Consider the following 22258-nt stretch of genomic DNA (forward strand, 5'->3'; position numbering starts at 1 on the left):
GCCCGGCCGGCGCGAAGATCATCCTTCCTTCGCGCCGGAGCTCCTAGCCGCGAGTCCATGCTGGCCTCTCTCGCCGTCTTCCCGCCCAACGGTCTCGATCGAAGCCTGCACGTCGCCGTGCTCATCGGCCTCGTGATCGGGACGGTGTTCACCGAGCTGTTCGGCTGGACCTACGCAGGCCTCGTCGTCCCCGGCTACCTCGCGACGATCTTCATCGCCGCGCCCGCGACCGCGATCTTCATCATCGTCGAGTCGGTCGTGACGTACTGGCTCGTCGCGGGCGTGGGCCGATGGGTCACGCACCTCGGCGCATGGTCGGCGGCGTTCGGGCGCGAGCGCTTCTACCTGTTCATCGTCGGCGCGGTGCTCGTGCGGCTGCTCTTCGAGGGCGTCATCGTGCCGCGCGTCGAGGCGCAGTACGGCTTCGCGCACTCGCGTGAGCTCTACAGCGTGGGGCTCGTGCTCGTGCCGCTCGTGTCGAACACGTTCTGGAACGCGGGCATCATCAAGGCGTTCCCGCGCGTCGGGTTCGTCACGGTGTTGACCTGGATCCTGCTCGTCTTGCTCCTGCGCACGACGAACCTCTCGGTCTCGCGCTTCCAGGTCATCAACGAGAGCCTCTCGATCAAGTTCCTCGAGTCGCCGAAGGCGCAGATCATCCTGGTCATCGGCGCGCTGCTCGGCGCGCGGAACAACGTCCGGTACGGCTGGGACTACAACGGCATCCTCGTCCCGGGGCTGCTCGCGGTCGCGTGTTACGAGCCGCTGAAGCTCGTGACGACCACGGTCGAAGCGCTGCTCGTGTACGGCGCATCGAAGTTCTTGATGAGCGTCCCGCCCTTCTCGCGCATGCTCATCGTCGGCCCGCGGCGCATGCTCATGTGCTACATCACGGGCTTCTTCGTGAAGGTCCTGCTCGGGTTCGTCCTGGCCTACTTCTGGCCGGGGGTCCCGATGATCGACTACTTCGGATTCGGCTACCTCCTGCCGAGCCTTCTGGCGGTGAAGATGTGGAACAAGGACCACATCGGCATCGTCGTCATGCCGACGCTGCAGGTGTCGATCACCGCGTTCCTCGTGGGCAACGGGATCGGCTACGGGCTCGTGAAGGCCGAGGGGCTGCTCGTGCCGCACGCCGCGGTCTCGGAGATCGCGATGATCACGAGCGGCGCGACCGTGCCGTACGAGCTCACGCTGGGCGACACGGGGCCGAGGCCAAGGCCCGCGGCGGAGCGATCGGTGGGGATCGCGGCGCTCGAGGTCGCGCTCGAGGTCGCGAACGAGGTCGATGGATTCACCGAGACGCGCGGCGGCGAGGAGGTCTCGCCGCGGACGCTGACGGCGGCGAAGACCGCGGGCCTTTTGGTGATGCGCGAGGAGAAGGGCGGCTGGGTCGTGGCGCGGCCGCGCGCGTCGGAGATCGATCCGGACGACGTGACGCCGGCGCCGCGCTTCGCGGTGCGACCGAAGGCGACGCAGGGGGTCGTCTTGCATCGCGGCGGTTTCCTCGTGCTCGCCACGCCCGAGGGTCCCGGCTCGGCGTTACCCGCGCTCGCGCACGCGGCGGCGGAGGCGCTCGGCGCGCGGGCGATCGTGCTCCTGTCGCGGCACGAGGGGCAGCGAGCGCTCGACGAGGCGTTCGCGGCGGAGCTCGGAAAGCGGCTCGGCCTGGATCAGATGCTCGTGGTCGAATCGGGCGGGGACGAGCCGCCCGGCGTGAGCGCGGTCGGTTCGGTGCCGGAAGGCTTCGACGTGATGGCGCTCGGGCGCATGCTCGGCAAGGACGTGACCCTGTCGTGGAGGGCGCCGCTGCAAGGCGCGACGCAGCGTCCGTGGTCGAACGCGCCGACGTTGCGCGTGCCCTTGGCGCTCGCGGAGGAAGTCGCGGGATCGCTGCTCGGCGCGCGTGAGGTCGAGGTGTGGTCGGGTGGCTTGCGGCAGGAGCTCGTGGGCCGGGTCGTGGCGCTGACGTCGGTGGGGACGGCGGGGTATCGCGGGCCGACGATCGAGGAGCTGCGCCTCTTCGACGCGACGCTCGCGCGGCGGATGCCGCACGCGGGCATGGAGCCTCGATGGACGGCGTGGGAGCGCGCGGTGGCGGCGCGGCTCGGCTACGCGATCGTGCGCGTGCATCGGCCCGACGGCGAGATCGAGGCGTGGGGGCTCGTCGAGGACGAGACGGGCGGGCGGCGCGGGAACGCGAGCCTGTTCGTGAAGGTCGAGAAGCTGGGGCTTGGGGCGGAGGACGCCGAAGGCGATCCGAAGCCCCAAACGTCGACCAGAGAGGTCGTCGCGCCGGGAGAGATCCTCATCGAGGTGCCGGCGCCGCGCTGGGAGATCGGGACGTTCGGCGCGGGTTTGTCGCTGTACGACGCGCTCGGCGCGCGCGGGCTCTTGATCGCGGGCGCGCTGCCGAGCGCCGATCCGCGGGGGTATGCGGACCCGCGGCGCCGGGTGTCACGGCGATCGTTTTTCCAGCGCGTGCACGAGGTCTGGCTCGGCGAGGGCAAGAGCGGCATCAGCATGCAGGGCATCGCGCCGGAGCGAGACTACACGGGTGATCTCGTGGTTTCGTTCGGGCGTGAAGTGATCCGGCGCGAGCAGGTGCCGGAGTGGGCGCGGCCGATGGTGGAGGTGTTCGGCGACCTGGGCCTGCGCGTGGGGATGTTCGATGGAGCGCGCGAGCACGCGCCGTACAACGGCTCGGCGGATCTCTCGATGAGCTACGCGCGCAAGTTCGCCGATGGTCGCTTCGCGCTCGTGTACATGTCGGGCGATCTGCGATCGGCGATGTCCGCGGTCGAGGGCGACGGCATCCTCACGCCGCGGCTCGGGCGGCTCGGCGTGGATCTCGGCTCGGAGGACGTGGCGTCGCGCGCGTTCGAGCTCATCACGTGCAAGGCCGAGGCGCCGGCGCCGAAGGGGGCGCCGAAGAAGACGGAGAAGAAAAAGAAGGGCGCGGATGACGCGCCTCCGGCCGTGGCCCCGAAGTCGCGATGCCCGAGCTTCGCGGCGGATGCGGCGAACCGGTGCGACGTCGAGGCGCGCCTGCAGAGCTTCGAGCGGTATCTCGATCAGAATAATCCGTTCGATCTGCGCGCGGCGATCAACGATCGGGCGTGCCACGTCGAGGTGGTCCGGGACGCGGTGTCCCGGCGGATCTGGGCGCTCGTGGCGGAGCCAGGGCAGGTCGTGCTGGTCCCGCTCGGCACATCGCGGGTGCCGCGCGCGCCGAAGCCGCTCACCTCGATCGTGCGGGTGCGGCGCGCGGTCGCGACGGGCCTGACCAGCATACGGGTGACGGAGAGCCCGTGATCATCCGCTGGTTCATCGTCGCGATCCTCTTCTTCGGCTGGGCGGCCTTGCTCTGGCCGCTCGGCTCGCCGCCGCCCGCGTCCCACCTCGCGCTGCCGGCGATGGACGAGATCCTCGCGTATCGCGTCGACCCGGAGAAGCCCGTCGCCGTGAAGGTGCCCTCCTCGATCGACGCGGTCGTGGTCTCGACCTGGGCCCTCGTGGCCCGCACGACCGTTTGTGATCCAAAGGCACGTTTTTCGTACGGATTCGAAGCAACGTTCGTCGACGAGAACGGCAAGGACGTCCAGACGCATCGGTTCGAGCTCGAGAGCCGGCTCTCGTGCGACGACAAGGACGGCGCCACGGCCGGCGAGTACGCCGCGCGGGTGGCGCAAGGCGACGAGTGGGTGCTCGATCCACGCACGACCACGATCACCACGGGGGAGCTCCTGCCACGCGGCGGCGTGATGCGGATGCGGGGGCTGCCGATCTCGGTGAAGGACGTGCTCTCGCGCGTGGAAGGTCGGTACCGGCGCGGATCGTACGAGCGCACGTTCTACGAGATGAGCCTCGACGACGAGGATCGATCACGCGTCGTGTCGGACATGACCTCGCTCGGCTTCGAGGACCTCCCCGAGACGGCGCGATCGCGCGCGCTCTCCGGCTGGGATCGGCGCCTCGACGCGGCCGGGCTCGAAGGCAAGGACTACTCGCTCCGGCGGCTCTTGCTGCGCAACTATCGCACGCCCTTCCCCGCGGCCGCGGGCACGGTGCCGGGGTATTCGGTGGGCGAGCGGCACGCGGCGGCGGTCAACGTGATGGGCGCGGTCGAGCTCGACGTGCTCGCGCCGCCGGGGCGATCGGTGACGATCAGCGAGGGCGGCGGCGGCGGCGCGCGCGTGCTCACGGTGCCCGAGGACGGCGTGTTCCACGTCTCGTCGTCGCGCCTCAACCCGCGCACGTTCGTCGTCGAGGGCAAGGGCGACGATTTCCTCGTGCGGTTCGTCCTTCCGAAGCCGTACGAGCGCGCGCAGATCGGCGATCTGATCGCGCTGCCGTTCGAGGGGGAACGGCTCGAGATCCGGCCCGATGTGCGGGTCGTGAAGTATTTGAAGCTCGATCCGGAGCGGCCGGTCCTCGCGCGCGTGGCGCCGGAGCAGCCCTACCTCGGCCTGCTTCTCCGCGCGGAGCTGCCCGAGGAAGGCGCGCCCGACTCGATGTCCGGCACCGTCGTCGCGCGCTGGGGCCCCGGGCCGAACGAGCGCGCCGAGCTGCGTCAGACCTTGCCGCGCTCGCGCTTCGAACGCTGGGGCAGGCCGCGGGATCAGGCCGAGGAGGGCGGCGCGATCGTCTCCGGCAGCGACAAGACCGAAGCCGACGCGACCGATCCGCGCCGTGCGATCCTGCGCATCCCGAAGGGCGCAACGAAGATCGAGCTCCTCGGCGACGCTCACATGCGCGTGCACCTGCGCGTGCTCGATCCGGGCGTGCCCGAGGACATCCTGCGCGTGCCGTACCGCGTCGAGCTCGCGGAGAACGAGATCTGGCGATACGCGCCGTTCGACGTGCGCACCTGGACGCCCATCCGCGCCGAGAACCAGAACGAGCTCGAACGGCAAGGCCGCATCGCCGACCTCTACGAGCAGGTGCGCATCGAGCTGCGCGGCCAGCCTTCGCCGAGCGAGGCCGGCCAGAAGCCCGAGCGCACGCTCGTGCCGGATCAAGCGCCCGTCCGGCGTCGCTTCCTCGCGCCGCACGAGATCGCCGCGAAGGAGCTGCTCCCGAACGACGGGTGGACGCCGCTCGATCTGGAGAACCCGCTCAAACTCGGGGTCGGCTACGCGGGGGAGCGTGGTGGGCGGCTGAAGGTGCTCTACCGGGCGCATCCGTCGCGGCTCGGGAAGATGGCCGAGCTCTGGATCGACGGGAAAAACATGGTGGAGCAGCCGATCGCGTCGCTCTCGGGCGTGCTGCGGGCGAGCCTCAAGGCTGGCATCCACGATATCCAGGTGAAGGGCATCGGCGATGGGCTCGCGTACGCGGACGCGGCGCCGTGGGAAGGCGGCGGGATCATGCGTCGCCGCGACGTCTTCGAGCTGCCCGCGCGCGAGCCGCTCTCGTTCACGTTCCGGCAGCGGCCGGGCGAGTCGCTCACGCTCGTGCTCTTCGTGATCAGCGAGGCAGAGGCGCGTCCGTTCAAGATTCGCTACAGCATCGACGGGGGCAAACCAAGGCGGCAGAAGAGCGCGTTTTTCCGGTCGATCACGACGGCCAGCGGCGAGCTCTCGGGGCGCACGGGCGACGCGGGGATGGGCCTGCTCTGGGAGGCGCGGCGGACGGCGAAGGAAGCGCGAAATAAACCGGACGGGCTCGCAAAGGTAAAGATTCCGATCGGCGACGACCTCGAGCCGGGCATGCGGACGATCAAGATCGAGAGCGTCGATCGTGTGTGGATCGGGGCGGTGCTCGTCGGCCAGGCGCCGCTGCCGGGAGAGCTCGAGCCGAGGCTTTGGTCGGAGGACGATCTGTGAAAAAAGCGCGATGGGCAGGGCTTCTGTCGACCACGTTGCTCTTCGGCTGCGGGGCGCCGTCCTGCCCGAAGAGCCCGCCTGCGCCGGCCGCCGCTTGTCCCCCCTCGGAGGCCAGCGCAATGATGCCCCAGGTGGACGAGGAGGCGACGAAGGCGCTCGAGGAGCGGATCGCCAAGCTGCGGAAGGGCGGTCGCCGCACCGTCACGTACAAAGCGCCGACGAACGACGAAGAACGCGCGTACGCCGCCTGGGTGCGCGACGCGCTCGTCGCCGCGACCGAACGCAAGGAGCCGCCGAAGAAGGCGCCCGAGGGGTTTTCGCTTCGGGTGCTCGGGGACGTGTGGCTGCTCGAGGAGGCGCGGAAAAAGAAGCGGGGCGCGGGCGTGATCGTGATGCGCACCGGGCGCGCGAGGCCGATCCTCGTGGAAGCGCCGCACACGTTCTACGACGCAGGCACGTTGCCGATCGCGCTCTCCGTGTTCGATGCGCAGGCGGCGCGGGTGCTCTTGATCAACACGGTGCACCGCTACATCGACAAGCCCGAGGCCGCGAAGGACGGCGGGGCGAAGGATGAGAAGGCAGCGGCCGGGAAGGACAAGGACAAACCCAAGGGCACGGAGGCGGAGGGGGACGAGGTCGACGAGAAGGACGACGACAAGGACGACGACAAGGGCGCGGCCGTGGAGGAGCCGGCCGGGGTCGATCGCGACGAGGCGGACGATGCGAACGCGGCGGCGCCGGTGGTCGCGTCGGACGTGGCGCACGCGGAGCGCTCGTTCTTCCACGCGGCCCATCGCGAGCTCGTCGCGCTCGTGCAAGGCGCGGTCACCGTGCAGATCCACGGCTTCAAAGACGACAAGTCCGAGGGCACGGGCATCATCGTGAGCGCCGCGAAGACGAACGCCGATGCCGCGAGCCTCGCCGCGCGCCTCGGGCCCGCCGTCACCGACACCAGCGTCAAGATCTACCCGACCGACGTCTCGATCCTCGGCGGCACCATCAACCAGCAAGCGCGCACCTGCCGCGAGCTCGGCGCGCCGTTCTTCCACGTCGAGATCTCGCGCACCGTCCGCGACGCGCTCGGCGCCGACAAGCAGAAGCGCGCGCGCTTCGCCGCCGCGCTCGACCCGATCTTCGCCCGGTCGTTGCCCCCGAACCCATGAACGTTCGGTCTGCCCTCGCCGTGGCCCTCGGGCTCGTCCTCGGCCTCGCTCCCGATGGAGCGCGCGCCGATGCGAGCCTCGATCCGCCCGGCTGGGTCGCGCCGACCCGCGCCCGTATCGCGCCCTTCTCGCTCGACACGCCCACGCAAGGCAGTGCCGTCGACGTCGATCCGAGCGCGCCGATCTCCCTCGCGAAGGGCTCGGTCCTGCTCCTGCCCATCGAGCCCGGGGATCGCGTGCGCCTCGAAGGACCCATCACCGCCGTCGGCCTCGGCACCGGCGTGCGCGACGTGCCCGACGCGGTCACGTGGCTGCCGCTTCCACCCACCCTCGCGCCGACGTCCCCCAAAGGCCTCGAATCCCGCGTCGTCGACGTCCCCATGTGGACCGGCGCTCGTTTCCTCGTGGTTCGGTCCGACAAACCCGCCGCGATCACCGCCTCGATGGGCAGCCTCCTCCGCTCCTCGCTCGCCTGGCACCGGCTCGACGAGGACGTCACGCGCTGGCTGCGTGATCCCACAGCGACGCGCCCCGAAACCGCGATCCCCGAGGCCGCCTCGATCCTCCGCTGGCTCTTCGCCGCGAAGAGCGCGCTCGACGCCGCGCCGCCCGACGCCACCCGCGACTGGCTCACCGTCCGCTGGCTCGAAAGCACCCTCCTCGTTCGCCCCCTCGTCGAGCCTTACTTCGTCCGCCGCGCGGTCTCCCTCGAAGGCGGCCGTGACGCCCGCGAGGCCGCCGATCAGCTCGCCGTCGAGCCGGATGCCTCGCCGTGGCGCCTCGTCCTCGCTTCCCGCGGCGCGCTCGCCGCCAAGGCGAACAGCATCGTCGTTGACGCGCCCGCCTCCGACGTCGTGCGCCTCTCCATCCAGGCCCGCGGCATTGGCGCTGCGCGCGCGATCGTGCGCGCCGGTGATGTCGTCGTGCGCGAGCTCGTGTGGGACGTCGCCACCCGCACCGCCGATGCCCAGCGATGGACCGCGACGCAGAGCATCCGCGTCCCCTTGCCCGTCGAGACACGTCGCGTCTCGATCGAAGCCCTCGAAGGCGAGATCGCCGTCGCCGCCACCGCTTTCCGCAAACGTCCCGACGTCCTCGACATCGCCCCTCGCGCCCGCGATCGCGAAGCCCGCCTCGACGCCCTCGCCGATGGCGCAAAGGAGCCCGCCGCCGCGGCCGTCGTCCGCCTCGCAGCCGCCGCCGACCGCACGGGCGCCGCGCGTGACGTCGACGCTGCGCTGAAGCGCGTCCTCGCGGGCGACGTCCCGCCGGCCCTTCGCGCCTTCCTCCTCGCCGAAGCCGTCCGCTGGGCCACGAGCCCCGAGCAGGCCCGCGAGGCCGCCGAGCGCGCCTTCGACCTCGCCCGCGCCCTGCCCGCCGGCGCCGCCGGCCCCGTTCTGCGCGCCGTCCTCGAACGGCTCGTCGCAGCCCATGCCCGCACGCTCCCTCCGCCGCGCCCCTGGGAACGCCCTCTGCCCGAGGCCACCCACGAGGACGACCGCGTCGCTCTCGACGCCCTCCGCGCCATGCTCTCGCCGCCCGAGGACGGCCGCCGCCCCGCCGCCGCGCCCCTCGCCGAGCGTTATGCATGGCTCCACGGCGACATGCCCGGCGCCGCCAGCCGCGCCCGGCAAACCTGGGTCCGCGAGGCGCCGTGGGACACGCTCGACCCGCCCACCGGCTCCGTCGTCTGGAACGACATCTCCGTCCCCTTCGACAACGTCGGCAGCACCCGCTGCGCCCTCGTCGGCCCGCGTGGCCTGCGCTGGACCGTCCTCCGCGAAGGCCGCGCCGACATCGACGTCCTCCCGCCGCCCGCGCCCGCGACCCACACCCGCCTCCTCGTCATTCCCGGACAAACCGACCCGGTCCCGGAGACCTCCCTCCTCATCGACAACATCGCCTCCGCCGTGCACACCGGCGCCGGCCTCGGCAGCGGCATCGCCGTCACGCCCGGCCGTCACGCGTTCGAGCGCCCCGCCGGCGCCGTCCCCGTCTTCGCCCGCATCCCGCGCGACGGCTTCGCGCCCTGCGACACCCTGCGCGAGCTCACCCGCTGGATCCGGCTGAACGGCGAAGCCAAGTTCCGCGTCCCCGACCCGGGCCGCGCCACCGTCGCGCGTGTCGTCGCTCATGTCGCCGAGAGCGGCACCCGCAAGCCGCGCCGCCTCCACGTCCGCGTCGGCGACCGCGTGTACGAGGCCTGGATCGACCACGGCGCGACCGGCGCGATCGAGGTCCCCGTCCCCGCCGAGGCCGGCGAAATCCAGGTCGAGACCCAGGAAGAGACCCTCCTCCGCGTCTCCGCGCGCCTCCACCCGCGCCGCGCCCCCGAGCCGCGCATCCCCGCCGCCTCCCGCGAAACGGCCCCCGACGCCATCAGTCTCCTCCTCGCCCGCGTCCGCGACGCCTCCCGCGAGCTCGAAAAAGCCCCGCCCGCCGAGCAGGACGTGATCCGGAAAAGGCGCGCCGAGGCCCTCGAGTCCCTCGGCTACGAAACCCTCGCCGCCCTCGATCGCAAGGGCGAGATCCCCCTCGAAGCCCTCGAGGAGCCGGACGCGCAAGGCCCGCCGCAAGCCCTCCGCTTGCCCGCCGGCAGCCCTGCCGTCGTCCCCCTCGGCCTCGTCCCGCGCATCCCGCCCCTCCCCTTGCCGAAGGACCTCGATCCGCTCACGCGCGCCCGCCGCGCCCAGGCCGCCGACGACACCGCCGCCGCCCTCACCGCCCTCACCGAGGGCAACGCCCGCTCTTCCACCGACGCCGACGGCCTCCTCTACGCCGTCCTTGTCGAGCGCACCGGCGCCGGCTGGATCGCCGGTGAGGTCTTCGAACACATCGGCCTCGCGCATGGCTCCGGCCCGGCCCTCGCCCGCGCCGCCTCCCTCTCCGCCGACCGCTCCGCCGACGACCAGGACCGCGCCCGCGCCCTCCGCAGCTTCGTCCTCGCCCAGCACGCCGTTGAGAACGGTGATCCCGCCTCGAACGCCTTCGCACGCCTCGCACCCGCCGTAGGTTGGCTCGCCGTCGCCCGCGCCGATCAAGCGGCCGGCACGGGCCTCGTCGACGTCCGCGGCGGCCGCGCCCCGTCGCTCGGCTTCCAGGTCCGCCGCGCCCTGCTCGCCGCCCCCGACGACGCCCTCCTCCTCGCCGAAGGCCAGCACGTCGAGCTCCGCGTCCGCCAGAGCAAGCCCACCACCCTCGGCGTCGAAACGCAGTGCCTCGCGCTCGAAGACGACCCGAACTGCCAGCTCAGCGTCGAGATCGACGGCAAACCCGCGCCCTGCGGCGATGACCCCAGGTCTCCCCGCACCGCCTGCACCCTCTCGATCCCCCGCGGCCCGCACCGCGTCGAGATCCGCGCCCCGCGGGGCCGCACCATCATCGGCTCGGCGCGCCTCTCCGGCGCCGGCGGCTTCTCCTTCCAGGCCCGCGTCGTCTCCGAGTGGTTCGAGATCGACCCCGAGCGCCCCCTCGAGCTCGCCTTCGCCGCGCCCACCGTCGTCCGCCTCCAGGCCCGCGGCCCGGCAGGCGAACCTCGCACCCTCACCTGGTCGGTCGACCCGCAGATCCCCCTCCCCAGCACCACCTCCCGCGGCGAGCTCCCCCTCGATCCCACCGCCGATCCCACCGCGCACCTCGTCGGCGGCGACCCGAACAACCTCCGCCCCCTCGGACAGGAGCTCGAAAAGCGCATCCCTGTCCTCCCCGACGGCCCGCACACGCTCCACGTCACCTCGCCCGGCGGTCGCGCCCTCGTTCGCGTCCAGCTCGCCGTCCCCATCGGCCTGCCCAAGCCGCGCCGCATCCCGCCCGCGCCTAGCCTCCGCCCCGCGCCCACCGGCGCCCCCGAGCCGCCCCTCCGCGTCGCGCCCGACATCGTCTCCGACGCCGATCCCGGCAGCCTGCTCACCTCCATCTACGCCCGCCTCGTCGACCTCGACGTCGGCGACGAGGACAACCTCACCGGCGCGCGCCTGCTCGAAGTCGGCGTCGCCCTGCGCCGCGAGATCGAATCGATCCACGCCTGGGCGCAAGGCTCCGTCTTCGCCCGCGCCCGCTTCGGCGCCCCGAGCTTCGGCGTCGCCGGCTCCTTCGACCTCGCCCCGAACGGCGTCATCCCCGGCCTCTTCGTCCGCGGCCGCGTCGTCGCGCAACCGACCGACACCTTTGGCCTCGGCGCCCGCGCCCTCGGCGGCGTCCTCTGGTCGATTCCCGTCGCCGACTCCGTCTCGCTCGTCCCTTGGGGCGGCGCGGCCGTCATCCTCACCGACCCCGCCCTCGAAGGCCGCGAGGACGCCGACCGCGAGATCTGGACCCGCTACTCCAGCACGCGCCCCTTCTACGGCGTCGTTGGCCTCCGCGCCCTCTTCCGCCCGGCGATCGACGCCCTCGCAAGCGTTGGCGTCTCCACGCGCACCACCCCCGACTTCGCTGGCATCGACCGCGCCGACCTCGAAGCCCAGCTCCACCTCCTCCCCGGCCGTGGCCTCGCGCCCTGGATCACCCTCGGCGCCTTCACGAGTTACCGACCGGCCGGCTACGACCGCGCGAAATCCTTTCTTCGCAGCGGCGTCAGTGCCCAGCTCACGTTCTGGACGTGGCTCATGCGGGGCCATCGCCTCAGCGCAGGGGCCGAGGGCCGCGTCTTGCTCGACCTCCCCGTCGAGTCCTCGCCCTTCCGACTCTCCGGAGGTATCTTCGTGGGCTACGACCTCGCGGGTGGCAGGGGCCTTCGTGACTTGCCACCGCGGGAGGCACCGTTCCGCGCTCGGCTCGAAGAGGGCAGTGGCCGTGTCGACAGGCGCCGCACCTCCTCCGACCCGACCTGGGGCACGCCGCCTTGAAGTACCCCCTCGCTCCAGCGCTCACCAAACGCAAATCCCGCTACGCCGACGGGCGGGACGGGCTCGCGGTCGACCTCTTCCAGAGCGTCTCGCCCCTCATGGCGAAGCTCCGTGTCCCCACCGTCGAGCGCATCGCCGAGAACATCGCCGCCGAGCTCGGCCCGGGCCCGCATCCCCCGGGCATCTTCATCGCCTCCCTCATACGCGCTGCCGACGTCGCCGTCGGCGAGCTCGACCGCCTGAACGGCGAGGCCGCCTCCCTCATGGTCGCCTACCAGGGCGCGGCCACCGACGAGGACAAACGCAAGATCCTCATCGACCACCTCCGCGCCTCGGCCAAGACCCGCCTCGACGCTCGCCGCGACGTCCAGGCCACCAAGCGCTGGCTCGACATGGAGGCCGTCCAGGAGCGCTTCGCCGCCCGCATCGCCGACCAGGTCGACGCCGTCGAGGTCGCCTACGAAGCGACGATCACCAAAGCCAAATCGCTCACCGAGGGCGACGCCTTCCGCCTCCTCTCCGGCGGCGGCGTCCTCGAATTCGCGATGTCGCACGCCTCGACCGGGCGCCCACAGCCCGTCCGCGTCGCTTCCTTGCGTGTCCTCGCGGCCCTCCTCGCGCGCCTCCATCCTTCGCAGCGCCTCGGCCGCTTCGGCGTCGAGCGGGCCCGCCAGGTCCTCGCTTGGGCCCGCGGCGTCGACGCCATGCGCTGGGCGCAGGTTGCGGCGCTCGAAATCGCCTCCCTCGTCTTTCCCGACGGCATTCGTGGCGTCATCTCCGAGCGCCTCCGCATTCGCTCCGGCAAGGACGGCCCCATCATTCGCCGTAATTCCTTGCGTATCCTCGGCACCCTCGCCGACGACCGCACCCGCCTCGAAACCGGCCTCATCGCCAAAGACGACCCGAGCGAGCACGTCCGCCAGGAGCTCGCGCGTTTCCTCGGACGAACCCGCGGTGAAGGCGGCCTCGAACAGCTCGTCAAGATCATCACCGAGGACAAATCCCCCCGCGTCCGCGGCCTCGGCATTCGTGTCCTCACGAAACGCGCCGGCGGCTTCGCCTGCGAGGGCCCGCGCGCCGGGGACGAGCCTCCGATCGAGAATGGCGATACGGAAGCGGCCGAGGCCCTCCTCGGCGTCATCCAGCGGGCCCTCACGAAACCCGAAGATTCGCTCCCGGTGCGGGTTTCGCTCGAATCGATCAAGCTCGTCGCGGCCGGCACCACGCCCGTCCTCCGCCCGGGCCATTTCGTCGAGGCTCTCGCCACGCTCGCCAACAACGAAAAGGCCGGCGCCGAGCTCACGGAAGGCGCTGCAGCCACGCTCCGCTGGCTCGAAGTCGCGGCCGAGCCGGAGCTCGTGGCCCTCGCGCAACGCTTCAAGGACAAACTCGAAAAGATCAAGGAAGGCCGCTCCTCGCGCTTCGAAGTCCCGCCAAACACCCCCACGCGTGACCTCGAACGTGCCCTCGCCGTCGCCTCGCGGGGCGATATGACCGTCTCCCTGCAGAGGCTCCGCGCCGGCAAATACATCCTCTGGCGCGGCGAGCCCCGGCACTGGCGATTCTGGCGATTCTTGAACGAGCTCAAGACGCCCATGCCGGACAAACGCAAAGGCTACGCCCATACCCAGGGCCGCGTTTGGCAGGGCGAAATCGTCGTCCCGCCGCACGGCATGGCCGAGGTCACGCCGACCCGCGTCCCTGGCGAGCGCCAGCTCTGCCCGCCCGTCGCTGGCTGGGGCCCCTTCCTCCCGCGCGTCGACGAATTGCTCTCGGTCTGCTCCATCTCGGGCAAACCCCTGCGCATGATCACGCCCGTCGGCACTGTCCTCCTCCGCGGCCCGCACACGCTGAAGGAGCGCATGCGCACGCGCTGGAAGCTCTCGCTCGAATACCCCCAGCTCGCGCTCGTCCGCCAGCGCTCGCTCTCCGCCAGCGAGCCACGCGAGAAAAAGCTCTTCTGGCAAAAAGCCCAGGAGCTCGGGTTTTCCCTCGACGTCGTCGACACCGAAGGCGAAATCGAAAACGCCCGCTTCAACCTCGTCCCACACCTCCCGCGCAACTTCTACGCCCCGCTCCCCTTCGCGCTCCCGCCGATCGCCGAGCACGTCCTTTCCTTCTTGTTATCGCCCTCGGGCAACACCCCGGCGCACCTCGCGGTCGTCGTGTGGAGCCTCTTCTCGTACCTCATGCTCCGCACGGCGGTCATCATGCGTGGCATCGAGAAGGCGCGCGCCTCGATTCCGCTCTCCATCGGCGGCTGGGGCACCCGCGGCAAATCCGGCTCCGAGCGATTGAAGGCCGCGCTCTTCCACGCCATGCGTTACGACGTCGTCGTGAAGACCACGGGCTGCGAGGCCATGTTCATTCACGCGATGCGCGATCTGCCGGCCGGCGAGATCTTCATCTATCGCCCCTACGACAAGGCCACGATCTGGGAGCAGCGGAACGTCCTCTTCACCGGGAAAAACCTTCATTGCCAGGTCTTCCTCTGGGAATGCATGGCGCTCCAGCCGCGGTTCGTCGAGACGCTCTGCAACGAATGGATGCAGGACCCGATCACGACGCTCACGAACGCGTATCCCGACCACGAGGACATCCAGGGCCCCGGCGGCGAGGACGTCGCGCGCGTCATTTCCTGCTTCATGCCCCAGGACGGCGTCACGTTCACCTCGGAAGAGCAGATGTTCCCGCTCTTCCTCGACAATGCCCGCCGCAAGCGCACGAAGCTCGTCCACGTCCAGCCCATCGAGGCCGACCTCATTCCCGTCGACCTCCTCCAGCGCCTCCCGTACCAGGAGCACCCGCGCAACGTCGCCCTCGTCCTCGAGCTCGCCGATTACTTCCAGATCGACCGCGAAAAGGCCCTCGTCGAGATCGCCGACCACGTCATCCTCGACCTCGGCGTCTTGAAGACCTATCCCACGGTCGAATACCGCGGCCGCAAGCTCACGTTCTCCAATGGAATGAGCGCGAACGAGCGCGCCGGCTTCCTCTCGAACTGGACGCGCCTCGCCTACGACAAACACAACCCCGACGAGACGCCCGACCGGGCCACCTGCGCCGTCGTCAACAACCGCGCCGACCGCGTCGCCCGTTCCCGCGTCTTCGCGCAGATCTTCGTCGACGACGCCGGCTGCGACCACATCGTCCTCATCAATACGAACCTCGGCGGCATGATGCAGTTCATCACCGAGGCCCTCGACATCTGGCTCGGCGGCACCCGCATCACCGCCGACGCCGACAAGGAAAAGGCGCTCCTCAAATTCGATGAATACCTCCGCCGCACGGGCACCCGCTCGAGCCTCGAGGCCCTCGAAGAGACGCTCCTCATCATGCTCAAGTCCCTGCCGATGGAGGACGAGGACGCACGCAAGATTGTCGAGGACGCACGCCCGCTCTTCAACGCGACCCCCGAGGAGCTCGGCGCCGCGATCGAAAAAGCCTTGTCCGGAAAAACGCCGTCCGAGGGCAAGGACGACATCCGCCCCGACATCGTCACGCACACGATCCGCTACGCCAAACGCACGAAGCTCCGCGACGACGCGAAGAAACGCGTCACGGCCGCCCTCGATCAGAAGGCCTGGGCCGAGGCTGACACGATCTTCCGCGCCGCCTACCGCGAGCTCTTCCTGGAGCGCGTCTGTGTCCTCTGGAATGCCGGCTCCACGGGCGATCAGGTCATCGATTTCATGGTCAAGCAGATCCCGCCCGGGATGGACGTGCGCATCATGGGCACGCAGAACATCAAGGGCACGGGGCTCGACTTCGTCTATCGGTGGCTCTCGATGGACCGCGTGCGTCAGAACATCGAGAAGATGGAGACCACGCCGAGCGCGCGCGCCGAGGTGCTCACGTTCTTCATGTCGTACAACGACTTCAGCCTGATCGATTGCCGCGAGGCCCTCGACGCGACCAAACGCGCGAAGGTTTCCGACGATCCCGACTGGCAGAAGCACGCGAATCTGATCAATGCCGCCCTCGAGCGCCTCTCGGCTCTGGAGCGGGACAAGGTCACGAAACTCCAGTCAACGGGCAAGGCGGGCCTCGGGCAACGCGTGCTCAACAAGGTCGAGCAGCTCTTCGACCACCTCGACTCGGTCCGCCGCACGAACACCGCGCAGACGGTCATGAACGACCTCTTCGCCGCACGCGTCGGCCACGGCCAGGCCGCCATTCTCTTGCGCGACGTCACGGGCCGCTCGAAGGGCGGCTGGCTCTACAAGGACCTCAAGAAATGGTGGGCCAAGCAGGAGGAGCGATTCCCCTGGCTCAAGGGCAAGAGCGAGGAAGACCAGAAGAAGGACGACAAGAAGGGCGACGCGCCGCCGACCGGGGATCCCGCGCCGGCAGGCTGATTCGTTCATTTCCCTCGAAATCGGACGAAGTACAAAAGCGCCCCCGCCGCGATCCACGCGGCGCCGATCAGCGTCGCGGGTAACACGGCGGGGTCGAGGTGCGCCCCGACGACGACACCGATCGCCCCGAGGACGAAGAAAAGGGGCGGCAGGGGATATCCCGGCGTCCGGAACGAGGCTTCGCCGCCGCGCCGCCGCAACACGAAAAGCGCCGCGCCCGTCGCGGCGAAGAACACGCCGTCGACGAACACGACGCCCGTGAGCAGACGATCCACGCCTTTTTCGCCGGCCAGGACGAGCAACGCCACCGCGATCGCCCCGACAAACCAGATCGCGGCCGAGGGCGTGCCGAACCTCGCGTCGAGGCGCCCGAAGGCGGGAAAAAACCGACCATCTCGCGCCATCCCGAAGACGAGCCGCGGACCCGAGAGGAGCTGCGCATTGAGCACGCCGAGCGCTGATATGCCCACGGCCGCGGCGATCACGCGCCCGCCCACGCTCGGTGCCGCGCGCGCGACCGCGTCCGCCGCGAGCGTCTTGCTCGCCGCGACGGCCGAAGCCCCGCCGAGGAGCCGCAAATACGACCAGTTTGCCAGGAGATACACGACGACCACGACGACGACCCCCACGAGGATCGCGCGCGGCAGGTTTCGCTTGGGCTCACGCACCTCCCCTGAAATCCAGAGCGCGTGCTGAAAACCGCCGAATGCGAAAAACGCAGGGACGAGCGCGGCGAGCACGCCGAGAACACCCTTCGACTGCACCTCGTCCCGACCGACGGGCGTATCTTGCACCGGGGCGAATGCGCCGAGGGCACCGATCGCCACGAGCGTGAGCAGCTTCATGAGCACCGTCGCGTTCTGGATCCGCGCGCCCCAGCGAACCCCGAGCACGTTGGCTGCCGTGAGACCCACGACGAGCCCCACGGACGCGAGCGTGCTCCACCCCGGGCCGAGCGAGGTCTGCCCGAGCGCCACAACGAAGTTCTGGACGCAGATGATCGCGATGATGCCGATGGCCCCGCCCTGGACCGCCGTCGCATTGCAGAAGACGAACAGAAATGCGGGCAAGGGCCCGTAGGTATCGCGGAGAATCTCGTATTGCGCGGCGCTTCGGTGATATCGTGCCCCGAGCTCCGCGAACGTGAGCGCGCCCGCGAGCACGATGAAGCCGGCGAGCAGCCAAGCGAGAAGCAGGAGGGGCCCGCTGCCGACGAGCGCCGCCATGCGCGCGGGCGTGAAGAAGATGCCGACGCCGATGATGGCGCCAATGACAATACACGACGCGTCGAAGAGACCGAGCACGCGTGGAGGCGGGGGCGCATCTGCGGAACGGGTCATCGTCGCGCGCATGTCACGCATCCTACTACATTCCAGCACCTCGTTCGCCGAACAAAACTGAAAACGATTTTCATTGTCATTTGTGGAAGCCGGGGTAGAGTCCGTTTGGCCGACCTGGGAAAGAATTGATGAAAAGGACGATCTTCTGGCCGTGGGCGCTGGCCCCGGCTCTCGTGTTGTGCGCGGGCGCGGGTTGCAGCGACGAAGGCGAAGTGACGCCCGGCTCCGGGGGAAACACCGGCGCGTCCACCACGACCTCCGGCAGCGGAGGCCAAGGCGGCTCGGGCGGCGCGGGTGGATCGGCCGCGTCCGGCAGCGGCGGCACAGGAAATACCGGCGGTGAGGGCGGCGGCGGGACGGGTGGCACCGGCGGATCCGGCGGCGCGGGTGGCGCGGGTGGCGCGGGCGGAGAAGGAGGCGCATCGTCCGATTCGACGCCACCCGTCGTGACCCTCGGAGGAATCAGCAGCGGCGCGCTGCTCCGTACGGCTCGCATTCTCGTCTCCGTGCACGCCGAGGATTCCGGCGGCCTGGCGAAAGTCGAATTCACGTTGAACGGCGCCCCCGTGACGGCGCTCCCCGTGGACAGCGGCGCGCCGATGTTCGATGGATTCGTCGACGCGCGCCCGACACGCGGGAAAAACACGCTCGTCGTCGCGGCCGAGGACCTCGCCGGCCATCGAACGGAGGTGCCCCTCGACGTGATGTTCGAGCGAAAGGCCGGCGCCGGCGGATCTCACACGGGCGCAATCTCGTCCGGGAAGGTCGCCGTGTGGGGCCGCAACAACCTCGGGCAACTCGGCCTCGGCGTGGGAGAGACGACGTCGCGCCTCGAACCCGTGCTCGTGCCCGACATCGAGGAAATCACCGCCCTCGATTTCCGCCAGAATCAATCGCTGGCGCTTCGCAAGGACGGCGCCCTGTTCGTCTGGGGAAACAACGCCGACGGCCGGCTCGGCCTCGCCGCACCGGGAATGAGCGATGCGGACAAACGCGAGGTTCCCACGCAGAACACGAACCTCTCCGGTGTCCTCGCGGCGACGTTCGGGTATGATCACACGCTCGTCTTGCTCGAAGACGGAACGGTTCGCGCCTTCGGCGACAACGCCTCGGGACAGCTCGGCGACGGCACGACCGAGGACCGCCATTCCCCCGTGGCGATCGCGGGGCTCGACGACATCATCCAGGTCGTCGGCGGATCGAAGCATTCTCTCGCGCTGCGGCGCGACGGCACCGTGTGGGCGTGGGGAAGGAATCAATTCGGCAACCTCGGCCAGGGCACCGCGGATGCCGATCCGCATCCAACGCCGGTCCAGGTGCCCGCATTGGCCGACGTCGTGCACCTCGCCTCGGGGCGGGATCACGTGCTCGCGCTGCGCTCCGATGGGACCATCGTCGCCTGGGGGCTCAACCAGAACGGTCAGGTCGGCAATGGGATGAGCGGTGCCGACGCGGAGGCTCATTCACCCACGGCCGTCGTGGGATTGGCCGAAGCCGCGGCCGTCTTCGCCGACGGAAACTTCAGCTTCGCCATCCGGGCGAACGGAAGCGCGGTCGGCTGGGGTCAGAACTTCAATGGGCAACTCGGCATCGGCGGCGACGATACCGTCGATCGAAATGCGCCGGACACGCCGCTTGCGCTGCCCGCGGTGCTCGACATCGAACCTGGGGCGACCCACGTGATCGGCACGGCGCCGGACGGCACGGTCTACACGTGGGGATGGAGCACGAATGGCAGCCTCGGGCGACCGAATCTGCTCAACAACTGGGCTTATCCGACGCCGGGGCTCGTGACGCTCCCATGAGGCTCCGCGCGCTCGCCGTTCTGGTGCTCGCCGGGTGCGTGGTCGCCGCGTGCTCGGACGATGAGCCGCCGGCATCGGAATCGACGTCCGCCGGCTCGGGGGGCTCGGGGGGCATGGCCCCAGGCACCGGAGGCGGTGGGGCGGGCTCGGGCGGTGAAGGCGGCGGCTCGATCCCGACGCCCGACGCCACGCTCACACTCGTCAGCCCTCCGCCCGGCATGGCATTCGAGCGTCGTTTCGTGGACGTGGACGTCGCATTTTCCCTACCGGAAGGAGGAGCCACCGTCCGGCTCCAGCGCGGCGAAGAAATCCTCGACGAGCGATCCATCGACGCATCGGCGACCACAGGGTCGGCACGATTGCGCTCCCCTCTGACGCGGGGCGTGAATCCATTTGTCGTGACGCTCGTCTTGCCATCGGGAAAGGCCACGACTGCGGAGACGCACCTTTATGGCGGACGCCCCGTGGCCGCATCCCTCGACACGATGTATGCCGTTCACGACGGTGCGCTCGTGCAATGGGGCGGCGGCAACCCCATTCCCGCCAAGAGGGAAGCGCCGGCAGGGCTCGTCTCCGTGGCCGAAGGCGGAGACTCGCTCTTCGTGCTGGATGCCGAGGGGCACGTCTTCATGGCGACCGCGGACCAGCCGTCCTTCGAGCCAATCGTCGGGCTCGACGACATCACGGCCATCGCGCCCGGCGCAGGACATATCTTGTTTCTGCGCGCGGATGGTCGCGTCTTCGCCGCTGGCCTCAATGGCCGCGGGCAACTCGGCACCGGCGATACGGAGAGCCACACTGGAATCGTCGAGGTGCCCACCACAGCCGAAATCGTCGCCATCGCCGCCTCGGACGACGCGTCCTTCGCCGTCGACGTGAACGGCCTCGTTCACGCGTGGGGCTCGAACGACGAGGGCCAGCTCGGAATCGGCGACGAGGACATTTCGCCCCACCCCTCGCCGCTCATCGTTCCGAATCTCGTCGATATCGTCGACGTAGCGGCCGGCCGGGACCATGTCCTTGCCATGACCACGGGCGGCAACGTGTATGCATGGGGCCTCGGCTCCAGCGGGCAAATCGGGGATGGCTCGGCCGGCATCCTGGCTTCCAGACCGCAGCCTGTTCCCCTCGTCTTGCCCGACCGCGTGCTCGCTCTCGGCGCGCGGGGAAATACGAGTTACGCGGTGCTGACGAACGGCGATCTCCTCGGCTGGGGTCAAAATAGCCTCGCGCATCTCGGCGTGGGCGACACCAATGTGCGAACCAAGCCGACGCCGTGCCTGGTCGGCGGCGTGCGCGCCATCTCCGCGGGCCTCACCGGCGCGCTCGTCGTGGACGACACCGGCGGCCTCCAGGCGTGGGGCTCGAATGCAAGCGGACAGCTCGCGCTCCCGCTGCCCCCGGAGGGCCCCGAGCGCTCGAGTGTCCCCGTCGGAGTGCCCTGGCCGTGAGGCTTCGGAGAGCTCTTTGGGCCGTGATTCCCCTCGGATTCGCGTGCTCCGATCCAATCCTCGAACCGGGCCCCGGCGGAACCGGCGGCTCTTCTTCGAGTGCCGGCGGGGCGGGTATGTCGAGCAGCACCTCGAGCTCCGGCGCGGCGGGCGCGGGCGGAGCCATGCCGGCGATGTTCGAGCCTGGCGAAGAGCGGCCCGGCGGCGACACGACCCTCGATACACGCGACGAAAAGAGTTTTTCGCGACCCGCCGCGAACCTCTCCTTGGAGCGCCTCGGGACCTTCGAGGCCGGGCTCGCGCTCTTCGACGTCGCGTGGACGGTCGGAGGCGAAGTCGACCGCGACGGCCTGGGTCCGACGTACGTCGGGACCTCCTGCCGGAGCTGCCATTTCCGGGGCGGCCGCGGCGCGCCTCCGCCTCCTGGCCAGCCGATGACGTCGATGCTCGTGCGGCTGTCGATTCCGTCGGAGGACGGCGCCACGTTCCTCCCCGATCCCCGCTACGGTGATCAGATCCAGAACAAGGCGATCCCCGGGGTCACGCCGGAAGGGTGGTTTTCCGTCGACCATGCCCCGAAACCCGGCTCGTATGCAGATGGCACATCGTACGAGCTGCTGGAACCGACGTACACGGCTCGCGATCTGGCATTCGGTCCGCTCGCGGCGGAGACCCGCATTTCACCCCGCGTGGCCCAGCCCATGATCGGGCTCGGCCTGCTCGCCGCCGTCCGCGACGAGGACATCGAGGCGCTGGCCGATCCCGGCGACGCCAATGGTGATGGCATTCGCGGCCGCCGAAACCATGTATTTATCGATGGAACGCTTTTGCCCGGACGATTCGGGTGGAAAGCGAACGAGGTGGACCTGGCGCGACAAACCGCCGGGGCCTTCCTCGGAGACATCGGCATCACCTCCCCTCTTCGCCCGGCCGACAACTGCCCGCCCATCCAGGTGGATTGCGCCGCGGCCGCAGGCACGACGCTGGACATCGACCCGGCTCGCTTCGACGCAATCGTCGTCTTTTCTCACCTCGTCGCCATGCCCCACCGCCCAGACGCCGCCGACGCCGAAGTCCTCCTGGGAAAGGCCCTGTTCTCGCAGGCACGTTGCAACGCGTGCCATACGCCATCGTTCGTCACCGGCCCGCTCGCGGGTTTTCCCGAGGTCGAAGGCCAGCGAATCTACCCGTACACCGATCTATTGATTCACGACATGGGTCCGGAGCTCGCCGACGATCGCCCCGACCACGAGGCCGGGGGCCGCGATTTCCGGACGGCCCCACTCTGGGGCGTCGGCATGACGAGCCTGATCTCCGGGCACACGCGCCTGCTGCACGACGGACGTGCCCGGAACATCGAGGAAGCCATCCTCTGGCACGGCGGCGAGGCCGAAGCCTCGCGCGAGGCCTTCCGCGCGCTCTCCGCCTCGGACCGCGCCGCGCTCCTTCAATTCGTCAGCTCCCTTTGA

Annotated in this window: 9 protein-coding genes; 8 read left to right on the forward strand and 1 reads right to left on the reverse strand. The window is 70.0% G+C overall.

Annotation, left to right across the window (positions count from 1 at the left end; genetic code table 11):
- Nucleotides 1–57: 57 nt before the first annotated feature.
- Genes KEG38_RS45105 through KEG38_RS45125 form a run of 5 tightly spaced genes read left to right on the forward strand, consistent with a single transcriptional unit; the run spans nucleotide 58 to nucleotide 16193 of the window.
- Nucleotides 58–3315 (forward strand): poly-gamma-glutamate biosynthesis protein PgsC/CapC, encoded by a 3258-nt coding sequence (locus tag KEG38_RS45105; RefSeq protein WP_272426931.1) that lies wholly within the window; start codon nucleotides 58–60, stop codon nucleotides 3313–3315.
- Nucleotides 3312–5828 carry a hypothetical protein gene (locus tag KEG38_RS45110; RefSeq protein ID WP_272426932.1) on the forward strand — a complete coding sequence of 839 codons (2517 nt, stop codon included), beginning with the start codon at nucleotides 3312–3314 and terminating at the stop codon, nucleotides 5826–5828. Before KEG38_RS45105 ends, KEG38_RS45110 begins: the two co-directional genes overlap by 4 nt.
- Nucleotides 5825–6991, forward strand: coding sequence for a hypothetical protein (locus KEG38_RS45115; RefSeq protein WP_272426933.1), 1167 nt, complete (start codon nucleotides 5825–5827; stop codon nucleotides 6989–6991). Before KEG38_RS45110 ends, KEG38_RS45115 begins: the two co-directional genes overlap by 4 nt.
- Complete coding sequence (locus KEG38_RS45120; protein ID WP_272426934.1) at nucleotides 6988–11835, forward strand: hypothetical protein; 4848 nt, start codon at nucleotides 6988–6990, stop codon at nucleotides 11833–11835. The genes KEG38_RS45115 and KEG38_RS45120 overlap by 4 nt, the downstream gene beginning before the upstream one ends.
- Nucleotides 11832–16193, forward strand: a complete 4362-nt coding sequence (locus KEG38_RS45125; RefSeq protein ID WP_272426935.1) for a capsule biosynthesis protein CapB — start codon at nucleotides 11832–11834, stop codon at nucleotides 16191–16193. The genes KEG38_RS45120 and KEG38_RS45125 overlap by 4 nt, the downstream gene beginning before the upstream one ends.
- A 5-nt stretch (nucleotides 16194–16198) precedes the next feature.
- On the opposite strand, the gene KEG38_RS45130 is transcribed toward KEG38_RS45125, so the two are convergent.
- Nucleotides 16199–17533, reverse strand: coding sequence for an APC family permease (locus KEG38_RS45130; protein ID WP_272426936.1), 1335 nt, complete (start codon nucleotides 17531–17533; stop codon nucleotides 16199–16201).
- 128 nt (nucleotides 17534–17661) lie between these two features.
- Here KEG38_RS45130 and KEG38_RS45135 point away from each other — a divergent pair, with 128 nt between their 5' ends.
- The 3 genes from KEG38_RS45135 (at nucleotide 17662) to KEG38_RS45145 (ending at nucleotide 22258) form a co-directional block, all read left to right on the forward strand.
- A complete protein-coding gene (locus KEG38_RS45135; RefSeq protein WP_272426937.1) occupies nucleotides 17662–19338 on the forward strand; it encodes an RCC1 domain-containing protein in 1677 nt (558 codons plus the stop codon).
- On the forward strand, nucleotides 19335–20789 hold the full coding sequence (locus KEG38_RS45140; protein WP_272426938.1) for an RCC1 domain-containing protein: 1455 nt from the start codon (nucleotides 19335–19337) through the stop codon (nucleotides 20787–20789). Before KEG38_RS45135 ends, KEG38_RS45140 begins: the two co-directional genes overlap by 4 nt.
- A 116-nt stretch (nucleotides 20790–20905) precedes the next feature.
- Complete coding sequence (locus KEG38_RS45145) at nucleotides 20906–22258, forward strand: di-heme oxidoreductase family protein (protein WP_272426939.1); 1353 nt, start codon at nucleotides 20906–20908, stop codon at nucleotides 22256–22258.

Origin of the sequence: Polyangium jinanense (assembly GCF_028435265.1) — a bacterium.
Classification (GTDB): Bacteria; Myxococcota_A; Polyangia; order Polyangiales; family Polyangiaceae; genus Polyangium; species Polyangium jinanense.

Bases quoted from the DNA above. Each gene is read 5' to 3' on its own strand.
- KEG38_RS45105 (WP_272426931.1), top strand. From the start codon at position 58: ATGCTGGCCTCTCTCGCCGTCTTCCCGCCCAACGGTCTCGATCGAAGC.
- KEG38_RS45120 (WP_272426934.1), top strand. From the start codon at position 6,988: ATGAACGTTCGGTCTGCCCTCGCCGTGGCCCTCGGGCTCGTCCTCGGC.
- KEG38_RS45130 (WP_272426936.1), bottom strand. From the start codon at position 17,533: ATGACCCGTTCCGCAGATGCGCCCCCGCCTCCACGCGTGCTCGGTCTC.
- KEG38_RS45135 (WP_272426937.1), top strand. From the start codon at position 17,662: ATGAAAAGGACGATCTTCTGGCCGTGGGCGCTGGCCCCGGCTCTCGTG.
- KEG38_RS45140 (WP_272426938.1), top strand. From the start codon at position 19,335: ATGAGGCTCCGCGCGCTCGCCGTTCTGGTGCTCGCCGGGTGCGTGGTC.
- KEG38_RS45145 (WP_272426939.1), top strand. From the start codon at position 20,906: ATGTCGAGCAGCACCTCGAGCTCCGGCGCGGCGGGCGCGGGCGGAGCC.